Source organism: Streptomyces sp. NPDC060194, assembly GCF_042728285.1.
GTDB lineage: Bacteria > Actinomycetota > Actinomycetes > Streptomycetales > Streptomycetaceae > Streptomyces.
The window spans coordinates 1-14,311 of record NZ_JBHWZH010000146.1 but is presented as its reverse complement, the minus strand read 5'-3'; the positions used below and the strand labels follow the sequence as shown (position 1 = coordinate 14,311).

The 14,311-nt window shown below is 76.5% G+C and carries 13 protein-coding genes; 8 read left to right on the top strand and 5 right to left on the bottom strand.

The window, feature by feature from the left end; all coding sequences use genetic code 11:
* Positions 1-43 precede the first annotated feature (43 nt).
* From ACFWEG_RS24420 to ACFWEG_RS24410, 3 genes are all read right to left on the bottom strand, one after another.
* Positions 44-2,203: an MMPL family transporter gene (locus ACFWEG_RS24420; protein WP_387218951.1), complete on the bottom strand. Its 2,160-nt coding sequence runs from the start codon at positions 2,201-2,203 to the stop codon at positions 44-46.
* A 162-nt stretch (positions 2,204-2,365) separates the two neighbouring features.
* Entirely contained in the window at positions 2,366-2,857 is a 492-nt protein-coding gene (locus tag ACFWEG_RS24415; protein ID WP_387218949.1) for a MarR family winged helix-turn-helix transcriptional regulator, read from the bottom strand.
* A gap of 62 nt (positions 2,858-2,919) precedes the next feature.
* Positions 2,920-4,176, bottom strand: coding sequence for an NAD(P)/FAD-dependent oxidoreductase (locus ACFWEG_RS24410; RefSeq protein WP_387218946.1), 1,257 nt, complete (start codon positions 4,174-4,176; stop codon positions 2,920-2,922).
* Positions 4,177-4,424: 248 nt separating this feature from the next.
* On the opposite strand from ACFWEG_RS24410, the gene ACFWEG_RS24405 reads away from it, so the two are divergent.
* Positions 4,425-5,318, top strand: a complete 894-nt coding sequence (locus tag ACFWEG_RS24405; protein ID WP_387218944.1) for an oxygenase MpaB family protein — start codon at positions 4,425-4,427, stop codon at positions 5,316-5,318.
* 79 nt (positions 5,319-5,397) lie between these two features.
* Positions 5,398-6,462, top strand: coding sequence for a hypothetical protein (locus tag ACFWEG_RS24400; RefSeq protein WP_387218942.1), 1,065 nt, complete (start codon positions 5,398-5,400; stop codon positions 6,460-6,462).
* Between the two features lie 9 nt (positions 6,463-6,471).
* On the opposite strand, the gene ACFWEG_RS24395 is transcribed toward ACFWEG_RS24400, so the two are convergent.
* Positions 6,472-7,089, bottom strand: a complete 618-nt coding sequence (locus tag ACFWEG_RS24395; protein WP_387218939.1) for a DoxX family protein — start codon at positions 7,087-7,089, stop codon at positions 6,472-6,474.
* A gap of 81 nt (positions 7,090-7,170) precedes the next feature.
* On the opposite strand from ACFWEG_RS24395, the gene ACFWEG_RS24390 reads away from it, so the two are divergent.
* The gene (locus ACFWEG_RS24390; protein ID WP_387218936.1) at positions 7,171-7,608 is read left to right on the top strand and encodes an SRPBCC family protein; all 438 of its coding nucleotides are present in this window, start codon (positions 7,171-7,173) and stop codon (positions 7,606-7,608) included.
* Positions 7,609-7,684: 76 nt separating this feature from the next.
* Here the strand turns inward: ACFWEG_RS24390 and ACFWEG_RS24385 are convergent, their stop codons facing one another.
* Complete coding sequence (locus tag ACFWEG_RS24385; RefSeq protein WP_387218933.1) at positions 7,685-8,701, bottom strand: MerR family transcriptional regulator; 1,017 nt, start codon at positions 8,699-8,701, stop codon at positions 7,685-7,687.
* Between the two features lie 124 nt (positions 8,702-8,825).
* On the opposite strand from ACFWEG_RS24385, the gene ACFWEG_RS24380 reads away from it, so the two are divergent.
* The 5 genes from ACFWEG_RS24380 (at position 8,826) to ACFWEG_RS24360 (ending at position 14,230) form a co-directional block, all read left to right on the top strand.
* The gene (locus ACFWEG_RS24380) at positions 8,826-9,449 is read left to right on the top strand and encodes a sigma-70 family RNA polymerase sigma factor (RefSeq protein ID WP_387218930.1); all 624 of its coding nucleotides are present in this window, start codon (positions 8,826-8,828) and stop codon (positions 9,447-9,449) included.
* 245 nt (positions 9,450-9,694) lie between these two features.
* A complete protein-coding gene (locus ACFWEG_RS24375) occupies positions 9,695-10,486 on the top strand; it encodes an anti-sigma factor (protein WP_387218928.1) in 792 nt (263 codons plus the stop codon).
* Positions 10,487-10,653: 167 nt separating this feature from the next.
* On the top strand, positions 10,654-11,892 hold the full coding sequence (locus tag ACFWEG_RS24370) for a lycopene cyclase family protein (protein ID WP_387218925.1): 1,239 nt from the start codon (positions 10,654-10,656) through the stop codon (positions 11,890-11,892).
* Positions 11,889-12,662: a class I SAM-dependent methyltransferase gene (locus tag ACFWEG_RS24365; protein ID WP_387218922.1), complete on the top strand. Its 774-nt coding sequence runs from the start codon at positions 11,889-11,891 to the stop codon at positions 12,660-12,662. The genes ACFWEG_RS24370 and ACFWEG_RS24365 overlap by 4 nt, the downstream gene beginning before the upstream one ends.
* The gene (locus ACFWEG_RS24360) at positions 12,659-14,230 is read left to right on the top strand and encodes an FAD-dependent oxidoreductase (protein WP_387218919.1); all 1,572 of its coding nucleotides are present in this window, start codon (positions 12,659-12,661) and stop codon (positions 14,228-14,230) included. Before ACFWEG_RS24365 ends, ACFWEG_RS24360 begins: the two co-directional genes overlap by 4 nt.
* Positions 14,231-14,311 lie beyond the last annotated feature (81 nt).

Sequence of the window (14,311 nt, the reverse complement as noted above, 5' to 3'; positions counted from 1 at the left end):
CACCGGATCGGTGCGGGCCCCGCCGTCGTGTCGGGAGGACGTCTCAGCGCGCCGCGGCGTCCGCCCGGGCCTCCTCGGCGCGGGCCTCCTCGGCCGGGGTGGGCTCCTCGTCACCGCGCCTGCTGAGCGCGCCGGGCCACCATGCCTTCGGGCCGATGTCCCGGACCAGGGCCGGGACCAGCAGCGAGCGCACCACGAGGGTGTCGAGCAGGACGCCGAAGGCGACGATGAAGGCGATCTGGACGAGGAACGCCAGCGGGATGACGCCGAGCGCGGCGAACGTGGCGGCGAGGACGACGCCGGCGGAGGTGATGACCCCGCCCGTCGCCGTCAGGCCGCGCAGGACGCCGAGGCGGGTGCCGTGCTTGACGGACTCCTCGCGCACCCGGGACATCAGGAAGATGTTGTAGTCGACGCCGAGTGCGACCAGGAACACGAATCCGTACAGCGGCACCGAGGCGTCCGTGCCGGAGAAGTCGAACAGGCCCTGGAAGACGAGCGAGGCGATGCCGAGCGTGGCCAGGAAGTTCAGGCCCACGGTCGCGACGAGCAGCACCGGCATGAGCAGCGAGCGGAGCAGGCCGATCAGGATCACCAGGATGATCGCGAGGACGACGGGCACGATGAGCGTCCGGTCGCGTTCGGCGGTCGCCTGGGTGTCGTACTGCTGGGCCGTGTAGCCGCCGACGAGCGCGTCGGCGTCGGGGACCGCGTGGACGGCGTCGCGGAGGCGGACGACGGTGTCCTTGGCGGCGTCGCTGTCGGCGGCGGCCTCCAGGGTGGCGTTGATCCGGACCTTGCCGTCGGCGACCAGCGGCGGGGCGTCGGCGCCGGGGCGGCCGGCCTCGGTGACGGGTGCGGCCTCGGAGACGCCCTCGGTGTCGGCGGCCGCCTCGGTCACGGCGTCGACCTGGTCGGCGTCGGCGATGATCACGGCCGGGTTGCCGGAGCCGCCGGGGAAGTGCTCGCTGAGGGTGGCCTGCGCGGCGACGGAGGGGGCGTCGTTGACGAACAGCTCGTCGAGCGGGACACCCTTGGACTCGAGGGTCGGCGCGAAGGCGGCGAAGCCGATCAGGACGGCCAAAGTGATCGCCCAGACCTTGCGGGGGGCGCGGTCGACGAGAGCGGCGACCCGCGGCCAGACGCCCTTCTTTCCGCCCTCCTCGCCGGGCGCGTCGGCCGGCTTCGGGCGGGCCGGCCAGTAGGCGCTGCGGCCGAGGAGGAGCAGCACGGCCGGCAGGAAGGTCAGCGCGCTCAGGGTGGCGGCGACGATGCCGATCGCGCCGACGGGGCCGAGGGCCCGGTTGTTGGTCAGGTCGCTGATGAGCAGGGCGATCAGGGCGAGGGCGACGGTGGCGGCGCTGGCGACGATCGGTCCGACGGACTCGCGCCAGGCGGCGCGCATGGCCGTCACGCGGTCCTCGTGCCGGGCCAGTTCCTCCCGGAAGCGGGCCGTCAGCAGCAGCGCGTAGTCGGTGGCCGCGCCGATCACCAGGATGGAGAGGATGCCCTGGACCTGGCCGTCGACGCGCACGATGTCGCGGTCGGCGAGCGCGTAGACGACGCCGCAGGCGAGTCCGAGGGCGAGGACCGCGCCGATGATGATCACCAGCGGGAGCAGCACGCTGCGGTAGACGAGGAGCAGGATCACCAGGACGGTGATCAGGGCGACGCCCAGGAGCAGCCCGTCGATGCCGGCGAAGGCGTCGGAGAGGTCGGCCTGGCTGGCGGCGGGACCGGCGACCTGTGCTTCTGTGCCGGGCACCTTCGCGGCCGCGTCGGTGATCTTCTGCAGGGTGGTGGGCAGCTCCTCGCCGAGGTCGGGGCGCAGCTGCACGACGCCCGACAGCGCCTCGCCGTCCTTCGACGGGAGGGCGGGCGAGATCTCGCCGACCGTGCCCTCCGTGCCCTTGAGGCCGGCCAGGGCTTCGGTGGCGGCCCTCTGCTGGGTCTCGTCGACCTTGCCGCCGCCCTCGGCGGTCCAGACCACGATGGCGGGCAGGGTCTCGTCCTGCCGGAACGCCTTCTGCGCGTCGATGACCTTGGTGGACTCGGCGTTCTGGGGCAGGAAGGCGGCCTGGTCGTTGGTCGCGACCTCGCCGAGCTTGCCGGCGTAGGGGCCGAGCGTGCCGCCGATGCCGAGCCAGACGACGAGCAGGGCGACCGGCACGAGCCAGCGCAGAAAACGGGTGGAGCTGGACATTGCACTCCCGGGAACAGGTGCGTACAGGTCGGACGGTCGATCTCTCGACGAGAGACTATCTCAATGATCGAAATACTTTGACGGCGGTGTCCGCAGGTCGCGGACCTCTGCATTCGGGTCCGGGAGCCGCGGTGGATGCGGCAGCCGGGGTGGAGATCCGGTTCAGGGTTCCCTGCGGAGCCGGTTCAATTCCTCGTTGAGCCCCGTGAGGAAGCGCAGGGTGGTGGCGAGTTCGGCGGCGGTGAAGCCCTCCTGCGCCCGGGCGGTGGCCTCGGCGAGCGGCAGGAAGTGGGCGCGGGCCACCGAGCGGGCCTCGGGCAGGTAGTAGAGGTGCACCACCCGCCGGTCGGCGCTGTCGCGGGCCCGGCGGATGTGCCCCGCCTTCTCCAGCCGGTCGAGGCAGGCCGTTACCGCGCCCGAGGTGAGGCCGAGGTGCTCCCGCAGCCGGCCGGGGGTCAGCGGTTCCGGCGCGTCCATGATGGCGGCGAGGGCCTGGACGTCTGTGGCGTGCAGCCCCTGGCCGCCGGCGAAGTCGTGGGCGATCCGGTTGAACTCGCCGTTCAGGCGCCGCAGCTGCACGGCGTACGCGTACAGCTCCCGCCGTGCGTCGTCCTCGGCCGGTCCGGCCTGCTTCGTCTCTCCCGCGCTCGCCACCCCGCCAGCCTAGGCGAGCGGGGCCGCGGGCCCCGCCGCAGGCCAGGGGCCGGGCCGCCCGCTCAGCGCCGGTCCCTCGGGCCGCCGAGGTCGGCGAGGACCTCGCGGGCGGCGCGGGCCCCGGAGGCGAGGGCGCCCTGGACGGAGCCGGTGGCCCGGTGGTCGCCGCAGACGTAGCGGGCGGGGCCGAAGCGGGTGGTGCGGCTGAGCGGCCAGGGCGGGAGCATCGCGGGGAGCGCGTCTGGGACCGTGTACGTCGCCACGCGCTCCCAGCCGCTCGTGTCGGTCCCGTAGGCGTCGGCGAGGTCGGCGCGCAGGGCTGACTCGCGGCCGGGGGTGTCGGCGCCGAGGACGGAGGTCGAGACCAGCGAGGTGCCCTGGGGGGCGTAGGTGGGGGCGACCTCGCTGAGCACGCAGGAGTTGAGGAACCGCCGGGCGCCGTCGACCAGGAGGGTCGGCTCGGCGAGCGGCGCGGTGACGGCGGCGTGGTAGTAGGTGGTGACGGTCCGGCCGTCGGGGACGTCCAGGCCGGGCAGCAGCCCGGCCGCCGTGCGGGCGTCGGTGGCGACGACGACCGCGCGCGCCCGGTGCTCGGTGGCGGTGCCGACGAGCGCGCCGTCGTCGGTCAGGGCGGTGACCGGGGTCTCCAGGTCGACGGTGCCCGGGGGGAGGGCGGCGGCGAGCTGCTCGGGGACGGCGCCGATGCCGCGGCCGGGCAGGCAGAGCGTCCCGCGGGCCATGCTGCGCAGCACCAGGTGGAGGAAGCGCGAGGACGTGCCGAGCTCGTCCTCCAGGAACACCCCGGACAGGAAGGGGCGCAGAAGGGTGTCGACGGTCCGCTCGGAGACGCCCGCCTCGGCGAGCGCGGTACGGGTCGTGTGCTCGGGGGCGCGCTTGAGGACGGCGACCAGCTGGAGCATGTCGCGGGCCGTGAGCAGGCCGAGCGCGGCCAGGTCGCGGGCGGGCGCGGCGCGGCCCGGGAGCAGCCCGGAGGCCATCCGGGGGCGCCGGGTGGGGTCGGCGATCCGCAGCAGTTCGCCGTCGCGGCGCAGGACGAGGCCGGGGGTGAAGGGGCGCAGCCGCAGGGCCCGCAGCGCGAGCCGCTTCTTGACCTGCGGGTAGGAGGTGTTGAAGACCTGGAAGCCGCGGTCGAAAAGGAAACCGTCCCGGCGGTCGGTGCGCATCCGGCCGCCCACGCCGTCCGAGGCCTCCAGGACGCGGACGGAGAGCCCCGCCGCGCCGAGGTCCTGGGCGCAGGCCAGGCCGGCGAGGCCGGCGCCGACCACCACCACGTCGTGACTGCCGGAGGGTGGCCGCATGTGTCGCTCTCCTGTCGCCCCGCGCGCCGGCCGCTCCGGCGTCGTCGTTCCGCGTGGTTCCTCGTGCCCGGTCCGCGGTCCGACATCCCGCCGGAGGCGGGGGGATCGGGCGCGCGGGGCCGGGCCGCCGCGATCGTCGCACGGATCGGGGCGCGGTCGGCGGAGGCCGGGCGCTCGTCGCCGGCAAAGACACGGGCGGCCCGGGCGGATCCCGGTCCGTTTCCGGGCGGGCGGCGGATACTGGGGGCATGAGTCCTACCGCACCAGGATCGTCCGCGTTGCGCGTCCGGCTGGGCCGGGCGCTGTTCGCGCGGGTGGCGGGCCCCTCGGGGCCGGAGAACCGCGCCCGTATCCACGAGACGCCCGGGCCCCGGTGGTTCGCGCCGGACGCGGCGATCCGCCGGGTGCACGGGGACGCGTCGATGTTCATCGGCGGGCTGCGGGCGCTGCTGCTGCAGTCGCTGCACCCGCAGGCGATGGCCGCGGTGGCCGCCCACTCCGGCTACCGGGGCGATCCGTGGGGGCGGCTCCAGCGCACCAGCACCTTCCTCGCGGTCACCACGTTCGGCACCGCGGAGCACGCGCAGCAGGCGGTGGACCAGGTACGGGCCGTCCACGAGCGGGTGCGGGGGATCAGTTCGACCGGGGCGCCGTACCACGCCGCCGATCCGCACCTCCTCGCCTGGGTGCACATGGCGGAGGCGGACAGCTTCCTGCGCACGCACCAGCGGTTCGGCGAGCGGCCGTTGGACGGGGCCGGGTGCGACGCGTACCTGGCCGACATGGCGGAGGTGGCGTCCGCGCTCGGCGTCGTCGACCCGCCGCGCGACCGGCGGGCTCTGGCGCAGGGCCTGGCCGCGTACCGGCCCGAGCTGGCGGCGACGGCGGAGGCCCGGGAGGCGGCCCGGTTCATCCTGCTGCACCCGCCGCTGCCGCTGGCCGCCCGGCCGCCGTACGCGCTGCTCGCGGCGAACGCGGTGACGACACTGCCCGGTTGGGCGCGTTCGATGCTGTCGCTACCGCGGGTGCCGATCGTCGAGGAGGTCTGCGTGCGTCCGACGGGGCACGCGATCACGGGGGCGATCCGGTGGGCGATGTCGCCGCCGTCGGTGCGGCAGCGCGACGCGTCGGCGTCCGCCTGAGCGGAACCGGCCGGGTGCGTGGGGGCGTGTCAGCCGCCGAGGGCGGCGAGCGGCCGCCCGGCAGGGGACGGGAGCGCGGATGACGGACAAGACGGTGCGGATCGACGGGAACGCGCTGGTGCTGCCGGGCGGGGTGCGGGTGACGTTCATGCGGACGCTGCGGCTGCCGGAGACCGGCACGCACGCGCTGCCGCCGGGCCTCGGCACGTTCCCGCTCCGCCGGGTCGAGGACTTCCCCGACACCGTCCCCGCCGACTGGCTCGCGCGGGGCGGGGTGCTGCTCCCCGTCTACCTGCGGGAGGCGATGTGGCTGAGCTTCGCCGCCACGGGCGCTCCGGCGGCGCTGCAGGTGGGGGTGGGCAAGGTGTGCGCGGTGTCGGGCAGGCCGTGGAGCGGCCGGCTCGGGCGGGACCCGCAGAACTACGTGACCGTGCCGGGGCAGCCGTGGCTCGACGGGATCAACTCCGGCCAGGGGACGGTCCGTCAGTTCGTCGCCGTGCCGCTGGGGCTCGGTGCGACGGTGGAGGGGCAGGTCACCGGCGAGGAGGTGTGGGGCGGGGTGCAGTTGCAGGCGTTCCCGCTCGCCGGGGCGGCGCTGGAGGAGTGGCGGGAGGCGGAGCGGCGGCGGGTCGAGGCGGCCGAGCGGGCCCGCAGGGCGGGAGCCGGGCCGCGAACGGGCGCCTTCGGCGGGCCGGCCGTGCCCGCGCCGATGGCGGCCGGCGCTCCCCCGCCCGTGCCGGGTGCGGCGGCGCCCCGGGCGGCCGCGGCGATGGGGCTCGGGGTGGGCGGCACCATGCGGCAGTCGGTCTACGAGGACCGCCGCCCGCTGTCCGACTACGCCGGCGAGGCGGCCGGGCGGGTCTTCGTCCACCTGGTGACGCCCCCGGAGTGGCGGCGGATCACCGGCGAGGCCCCGCCGCCCTCGCCCGTCGACCGCGCCGCGTACACGGCGGCCGGGCTGCCGTGGTTCGACTACTTCGACGAGGACCGGCAGGACCTCCCGGCGTCGGACGCCCTCGGGGACGTCAAGCCGGTCGGCGACTGGATCGGCGACGACCATGCGCCGTGGCAGCCGCCGTCCCCGCACCAGGTGAAGCCCCTGGGCGACCCGCCGGGGCAGCCGGTGCAGGACGGGGACTGGTAGCGGGGCCGCCTACGTCGAGGGGAGCTGCCGCTTCGCGGTGCGGGCCGCGGACCTGACGTTCGCCCGGGCGCCGTGGCCGGCCCGGCTCAGCGAGCGGCTCGCGTTCACCCGGGCCTCGCGGCCGGAGATCCGGGCGCTGCGGGCGGCGAGGCGGGCCTCGCGGCGGGCGACCTGGGCGAGGTCGCCGCTGTGGGAGACCGCGTGGCGCGAGCGGTAGGCCACCGACGGCTTGCCGTGCGTGTCGACGGCGGCGAGGAGCAGCCCGCCCAGCATCGACACGTTCTTGAAGAAGTGGATCTGCTGCCGCCGGCGCTCGTCGGGATCCTTCTCGTTCCAGAACGCGTGGCCGGCGACGGTGGTGGGGATCAGCGACGCCGCGAGCGCGAGGGAGGCGACCCGGGGCAACTTCCCGGTGGCGAGCAGCAGGCCCGCACCCACCTGGACCGCGCCGTTGATCCGGACGAGCTGCTCGGTGTCCGCCGGCAGCCCGGGGACCCGCTGGGCGACGGGCTGGGCGACCGGGTCGGCGGCGGGGACCACCGGCTGCGGGGTGCGCAGGGTGCCGAGGCCACCGGAGACGAACGTCGAGGCGAGCAGGGGACGTGCGAGCTTCCTGAGAACAGCCATGGTGGGCGGGTGCCCCTGAGCTCCCGGGCCATGCCTGCCGGCTGCCCGGCGGCGGTCGGGTCGCGACCGTAGAGTCGGGGCATGGCTGTCTTCCGCGTCCGCGCCACCTCGCCCCGTCCGCCCGCCGACGCCTGGTCGCGGGTCACCGACTGGCCCGCGCACGCGGCCTCGGTGCCGCTGACCCGGGCCGAGGTCCTGACCCCGCCGCCGGCGGGCGTGGGCACCCGCTTCACGGCGCTGACGGCGCTCGGGCCGCTGACCCTGATCGACGACCGGATGGTGGTCGTGCGGTGGGAGCCCCCGGCCGGGGGGCGTACGGGGGTGTGCCGGGTGGAGAAGGAGGGCCGGCTGCTGGGCGGGTGGGCGGAGATCGAGGTCGCCGCGTCCGGCACCGGGTCGGTGGTGACCTGGACGGAGGAGTTGCTCGTACGGGGGCTGCCGGGTGTGGCCGACCCGGTGGTAGCGCGGTCGGGTCGGCTGGTGTTCGGGCGGGCGCTGCGGCAGATGCTGCGGGCCTGACCCGGCCGGCCGCGGGGGCCGGTCGGCGGGCGGTACGGCCGCGGGGCCGGTCGAGCGCCCGGGGCGGCCGGCCGGGTCAGCCGCTGAGTTCGGCCGCGTAGGGGCGTCGGCACAGGGTCAGCACGCGGTCGAGCGCCTCGCGCAGGCTCGCGGGGCGGTAGGTGCCCGCGAGGTGCGGGCCGGCCCACCCCGGGCCGCCGAGCAGGACGGTGGGCCGGGTGCGGGCTCCGCGCACGCCCCACTCGATGGCGCCGACGTGCTGCGCCAGTGCGCGGCTGGCCGTCGTACGGGACTGGGCCCAGAGCATGACGGCGGCCGGGCCGGTGCGGCGCACCGCCTCCTCCAGCGCCTCGACGGGGAGCGCCGCGCCGAACATGCGGACGGCGACGCCCTCCTCGGCCAGGCACGCCGCGAGCGCCTCGAGCGGCAGGGTGTGCGACTCCCCCGGGACGCAGGCAAGGAGCGCGGCCTGGGTGTCGGCGGCGGGGGCGGGGCGCGGGCGGTGCTGGCGCAGGGCCGACGACACGTGCCAGGAGAGCAGGTGCTCGACCTCGACGTAACGCTCCCCGGACGACTCGTACTTGCGGCCGACCGCGTGCAGGGCGGGCATGATGACCTCCTCCCAGGCGACGAGGAGGCCGTCGGAGGTGATGACCGCGGCCAGCAGGTCGTCCAGGGTCTGCGCGTCGAGCCGGACCGCGGCGCGGGCGAGGCCGCGGCACTCGGTGCGGACCTGACCGAGCGGCAGGGCGCTGCGCGCCCCGGGCTGGCGGCGCGGTGCGACGGGCACGGCCGGTGCGGCGGGCGGCTGTTGGGCGGCGGTAAGGTCCGCGTGCTCCTCGCGGGCGGTCCTGGCCGCCTCGGCCGGGGGCACCCCGGCGCTGGTGAGCCGGCACATCCGCTCCAGGACGGCGACGTCCGCCGCCGCCCACCTGCGGTGCCGGCCGCCGCGGTGGGCTGCGGGGCCTATGCCGTAACGGCGGTCCCAGGAGCGCAGGGTGGTGGGGGCGACGCCGAGGCGACGCGCGACGGCTCCGGTGGTGAGGCCCGCGTCGGCGGCGGAGTCGGCCGCGGGGGACGGCGGTTCGGTCATGCGCTCACCATACGACGCACTATCGATGCATGTTGTCCGGGTCGCGAAATCCCGCGAGGGTGTGATCGTCGCCCCCGCGCGCCGGGGCGGCCGACCGACGCGGTCGACCCCAGGAAGGGCCCACATGACGGCGATCGACACGCATCTCCCCCATCCCCTGTCCGTGCCCGACCACGCGCCGACGGAGCGGACCCTCGCCGACGAGGAGGTGGCCGCCGGCCTGGTGCGGGGCGACGAGGAGGCGTTCGCCGCCGCCTACCGCCGCTGGGGCGCGCTCGTGCACACCCTCGCGACCCGTTCGCTCGGCGACGCGCGGGAGGCGGAGGACGTCACCCAGCAGGTGTTCCTGGCGGCCTGGCGCGGCCGCTCCGGCTACCGTCCCGACCGCGGCGCGCTGGCGGGCTGGCTGGTCGGCATCACCCGGCGCAAGATCGCCGACGCGCTCTCGGCGCGGACTCGGCGCGGTGAACTCGCGGTCGCGGCGGCGAGTCTCGGCACGCCCGACGTCCAGGAGAGCGGCGACCGGCCGGAGGTGGCGCTGGACCGGGTGCTCGTGGCGCAGGAGATGGAGAAGCTGCCCGCCGAGCAGCGGCGGATCCTGAACATGGCGTTCTTCGACGACCTGACGCACAGCCAGATCGCCGAGCGCACGGGGCTGCCGCTGGGCACCGTCAAGAGCCACGCCCGGCGCGGACTCCACCGGCTGCGGCGCTCGGTGGACAGCGGCGCGCTCGGTCCCACGCACTGACGGACCTGACCTCCTCCACACCCCCTCGGACCCCGGGCGGGCGGGGACGGCGGGAGCGCCCCCGGCCCGCCCGGCTTCCCCTCCCGCCCGGCTTCCCCCGACGCACCGGCGGCCGGTGGGGTCCGGGCACAGGAGAACGGTGCGCCGTGCTGAGCGGTCGGCGCGGGCCGCATCCGCCGGCGGCGGTTCTTCGGAAGTAGGTCCGAAAGGCCGCCGAGCGGAGCGGCTCGAAGAGAGGCGACACGGTGCACCATCTCGCCGCCGAGGACCTCGCCGCCCTCGCGGTCGACGGCGCCGCCGGGCTCGAGGCGGACGAACCGGTGCGGCGGCATCTGCGGCTGTGCCCGGCGTGCAGCGACGAGCTGGCGGCGCTGCGGCGGGTGGTCGACGCGGCGCGCACCTCCACGGACGACGACCGGTTGCTGCTCGCGCCGCCCGAGCGGGTCTGGGCGGGCATCAGCGCGCAACTGGCGGCCGACGGAGCCCCTCCCCCCGTGCTGCCCGCACCCCCTGCGCCGCCCCCTCCCGACCGCGCCCCCGCCGTCGCACCGGCCTCCTCCCGTCGCCGGGTGTCGGCCCTGGTCGCGGTGCTCGTCGCCGTCGTCTGCCTGGTCGCGGGCGCCGGCATCGGCGCCTCCGCGGCGCGCTGGCAGCAGCCGGAGCAGGCCGTACGGGTGCGGGCGGCGGGCGAGCCCTTCCGCCTCGCACCGCCGGGCCCGGTCCCGGGCGCGGACGGGCGGCGGGTGACGGGGACGGTCCGGCTGGAGAGCGCGGCGGGACCGGGCGGGGACCGGCTGGTGGTGTCGGTGGCGGGGCTGCCGCGGGACGACGGCGGGTACTACGAGGTCTGGCTGATGAGCCGCGCGCACGACCGGATGATCGCCGTCGGCGTCCTCGGACCCGGCGGCTCGGCGCGGCTGCCGCTCCCGTCGGTCGACCTCGCCGACTACCCCGTGCTGGACGTCTCGGCCCAGAAACTCGACGGCGGCCCCGCGCATTCCGGTATAAGCGTGGCACGGGGACCACTGCGGGACTGAAGTCGGCCGGATCGAGGAAACCTCCCCGGCGCGCCGTTCACCCCTGCGGCGCATCCGACGGGGTACGAACGCAGGAAGGGACCTCGGCAGCTCACCGCGCACCCGCCCCGGGCGGGTCCGGCGAGTGGCCGGCGACGGGACCAGGAAGAACGCGGAAAGGGTGCGGTGTGCGGGACGCGGATGTCGTGATCGTGGGGGCGGGCGCGGCCGGACTGTCGCTCGCCCACGCCCTGGCGGTCTCCTCCCCCGCGGCGGGCGGCCCCTCCGTCCTGCTGGTGGACGCCCCGCCCGGACCGCTGCGGCCGCCGGAGCGCACCTGGTGCTTCTGGGAGGAGCCCGGGGGCGCGTTCGACGGCATCCTCGCCGCGTCCTGGCAGCGGCTTCGGGTGCGGGGCGCGGACGGTCGGCCGGTCGTGGGCGCGCCGGCGCCGCTGGCGTACAAGATGCTGCGGTCGGACGCGTTCGAGGCGCACGTCGGGGCGGTGCTCGCGGGCCGGGACCGGTTCGGGCGGGTCGCGGCCGAGGTGGACGCCGTACGCGACGGTCCGGACGGGGCCCAGGTGTGCGGCCGGGACGCGGCCGGGCGACCGGTGGCGCTGCGCGCCCGCTGGGTGTTCGACTCCCGACCGCCGCGCGCGCTGCCGCCGGCCCGCACCACCCTGCTGCAGCACTTCCGCGGCTGGTTCGTCGAGACCGCCGACGACGCCTTCGATCCGGGCGTGGCCGACCTGATGGACTTCCGGACCCCGCAGCCCGCGCACGGCCTGTCCTTCGGTTACGTGCTGCCGACGGGGCCGCGGCACGCCCTCGTGGAGTACACGGAGTTCAGCCGGAGCCCGCTGGACGCCGCCGGGTACGAGCGGGCGCTCGGGCAGTACACCGGCGAGGTGCTGGGGCTGCGGGAGTTCGCCGTCACGGCCGCCGAGCAGGGCGTCATCCCGATGACGGACGGGCGGTTCCCGCGCCGGGCCGGGCGGTCGGTGTTCCGGATCGGTGCGGCCGGCGGGGCGACCCGGCCGTCCACGGGGTACACCTTCGCCGCCGTGCAGCGGCAGAGCCGGGCGGTGGCGGCCCGGCTGCTCGCCGGCCGCGAGCCGCTGCCGCCGCGCCCGCACGGCCGGCGCTCGCGGGCCATGGACGCGGTCATGCTGCGGGCCCTGGACACCGGCCGGATCGACGGCGCCGGGTTCTTCGCCGGCCTCTTCGGCCGGGTGCCGTTCGAACGCGTGCTGCGTTTCCTCGACGGCGGGTCACGGCCGTGGGAGGACGTGTCGATCGGGCTGCGCACGCCGGTCGCCCCCATGCTGCGGACCGTCGCCGAACTCCCCTTCCTGCCGCGCCACCCCGCCGCGCCGCCCGAGACCATCCCCCAGCACCGAGCACCCCAGGGAGAGACCGCTTCATGACTCTGTTGCGCGACGACGATCTGTCCGCCGCCTTCGACCACGCCGCCTCCGCCTACGACCGGCTGGTCGCCGCCAGTCCCGGCTACCACGGACACCTGCGGCGCTCCGCGCGCCGGCTGCGGCTGCCCGACGGCGGGGCGGGGATGCGGATCCTGGACCTCGGCTGCGGAACCGGCGCCTCGACGGCCGCCTTGCTCGCGGCCGCCCCCTGGGCGGACATCGTGGCCGTGGACGCCTCGGCCGGGATGCTGGAGCGGGCCGCGGCCAAGCGGTGGCCGTCCACGGTCAGGTTCGTGCACGCGCCGGTGGAGAAGCTCGCCGACGTCCTCACCGACGTGGGCTCCGGGCAGCCGGACGCCGGGTACGACGCGGCGTTCGCCGCCTACCTGTTCCGCAACGTCTCCGACCCCGAGGCCGTCCTGACCTCGGTGCGCGACCTGCTCGCGCCGGGCGGGCGGCTGGCCGTGCACGAGTACACGCTGAGCGGGCGCCCCGCGGACCGGGCGGTGTGGACGGCGGTGTGCCGGTCGATCGTCATGCCCGCGGGCCGGCTGACGGGGGACGCGGAGCTGTACCGCCACCTGTGGCGCAGCGTCGTCGACTTCGACACCGCGCCGGTCTTCGCCGAGCGGGTGGCGCGGGCGGGCTTCACCGGGGTGCGGACGCTGCCGCTGCCCGGCTGGCAGACCGGGATCACGCACACGTTCACCGCGCAGGTTCCCATGATCCCCTCGCCGCGCGCGGACGAGACCGCCGAGGCCGTCGCATGAGGGATCGGCGGACGGCTCCGGACGGCAACGCGCGGCGCGGCCTGGACCGGCGGGCCGCGGTGATCCACCCGGCCGGCGGGGCGCCGCGGATCTCCGGGCCCGCCCCCGACACCGCAGTGGTCGGCGGCGGCATCGCGGGCCTCGCCGCCGCCGTCGCGCTCGCCGAGCGCGGGGTGCGGGTGACGGTGTACGAGCGGGAGCAGGAGCTCGGCGGGCGGCTCGCGGGCTGGCCGGTGGAGCTGGGTGACGGTGAGGTCGCCACGATGAGCCGCGGCTTCCACGCGTTCTTCCGGCAGTACTACAACCTGCGCGGGCTGCTGCGCCGGGTCGATCCGGGGCTGTCGTCGCTGACGGGGCTCCCGGACTACCCGCTGACGCACAGCGGCGGGCTGCACGACAGCTTCGCGAGGGTGCCGCGCACTCCCCCGTTCAGCGCGCTCGGCTTCGTCGCGCTGAGCCCCAGCTTCGGGTGGCGGGACCTGCTGTCGATGAACCCGCGGGCCGCGCTGCCGCTGCTCGACGTGCGGGTGCCGCAGGTGTACGAGGAGCTGGACCAGGTCAGCGCCCGCGACCTGCTCGACCGGATCAGGTTCCCCGAGGCGGCGCACCACCTGGCGTTCGAGGTGTTCTCGCGGAGCTTCTTCGCCGATCCGCGCGAACTGTCCGCCGCCGAGCTGGTGCTGATGTTCCACATCTACTTCCTCGGCTCCAGCGAGGGCCTGCTGTTCGACGTGCCGGACGAGCCGTACCCGGACGCGCTGTGGGATCCGCTGCGGGAGTACCTGGAGCGGCACGGGGCGCTGGTGCGGACGGGCACCCCCGTGGAGACGGTGGAGCCCGACGGTGAGCCGGGCGGGGGCGTGCGGGTCACGGCGGGCGGGCGCGCCCACCGGCACGACGCGCTGGTCCTCGCGCTCGACACCGGCGGGCTGCGGGCGCTGGTCGGGGCCTCGCCCGGGCTGGGTGACGCGCAGTGGCGGGGGCGGATCGCCCGGCTGCGGACGGCGCCGCCGTTCCTGGTGTCCCGGCTGTGGCTGGACCGGCCGGTCGCGCCGGACCGGCCGGGGTTCCTCGGGACCAGCGGGTACGGCGGGCTCGACAACGTGAGCGTGCTGAACCTGTGGGAGGGCGAGGCGCGGCGCTGGTCGGAGCGGACCGGCGGCTCGGTCGTGGAGCTGCACGCCTACGCGGTCGATCCGGGCGCGGACCGGTCGGCGGAGGAGGAGCGGCTCCTCGCCCAGCTGCACCGGGTGTACCCGGAGACCAGGGACGCGAAGATCGTGCACGAGCGGCACGAGTGGCGGGCGGACTGCCCGCTGTTCCCGGTGGGCGGGTTCCGCGACCGGCCGACCGTGCGGACTCCGGACCCGTCGGTCATGGTGGCGGGCGACCTGGTGCGCACCGAGCTGCCGGTGGCGCTGATGGAGCGGGCGGCGACGACGGGGTTCCTCGCCGCGAACGCGCTGCTCGAAGGGTGGGGCGTGCGGGGTCAGACGCTGTGGACGGTGCCGCGCGAGGGGCGCTCGGCGGGACTGCGGGCGCTGGCGCGGCGGTTCGGGACGCGCTGAGCGGGGTCCGGGGCGCGGGCGCCGCAGGGCGGTCGCGGCGGCGGGCGGGGGCTGATCGGGCGCGGGGCGCCGGGTCGGCCC

Bases quoted from the DNA above. Each gene is read 5' to 3' on its own strand.
- ACFWEG_RS24420 (WP_387218951.1), bottom strand. From the start codon at position 2,203: ATGTCCAGCTCCACCCGTTTTCTGCGCTGGCTCGTGCCGGTCGCCCTG.
- ACFWEG_RS24410 (WP_387218946.1), bottom strand. From the start codon at position 4,176: ATGCGGCCACCCTCCGGCAGTCACGACGTGGTGGTGGTCGGCGCCGGC.
- ACFWEG_RS24405 (WP_387218944.1), top strand. From the start codon at position 4,425: ATGAGTCCTACCGCACCAGGATCGTCCGCGTTGCGCGTCCGGCTGGGC.
- ACFWEG_RS24400 (WP_387218942.1), top strand. From the start codon at position 5,398: ATGACGGACAAGACGGTGCGGATCGACGGGAACGCGCTGGTGCTGCCG.
- ACFWEG_RS24395 (WP_387218939.1), bottom strand. From the start codon at position 7,089: ATGGCTGTTCTCAGGAAGCTCGCACGTCCCCTGCTCGCCTCGACGTTC.
- ACFWEG_RS24390 (WP_387218936.1), top strand. From the start codon at position 7,171: ATGGCTGTCTTCCGCGTCCGCGCCACCTCGCCCCGTCCGCCCGCCGAC.
- ACFWEG_RS24385 (WP_387218933.1), bottom strand. From the start codon at position 8,701: ATGACCGAACCGCCGTCCCCCGCGGCCGACTCCGCCGCCGACGCGGGC.
- ACFWEG_RS24380 (WP_387218930.1), top strand. From the start codon at position 8,826: ATGACGGCGATCGACACGCATCTCCCCCATCCCCTGTCCGTGCCCGAC.
- ACFWEG_RS24365 (WP_387218922.1), top strand. From the start codon at position 11,889: ATGACTCTGTTGCGCGACGACGATCTGTCCGCCGCCTTCGACCACGCC.
- ACFWEG_RS24360 (WP_387218919.1), top strand. From the start codon at position 12,659: ATGAGGGATCGGCGGACGGCTCCGGACGGCAACGCGCGGCGCGGCCTG.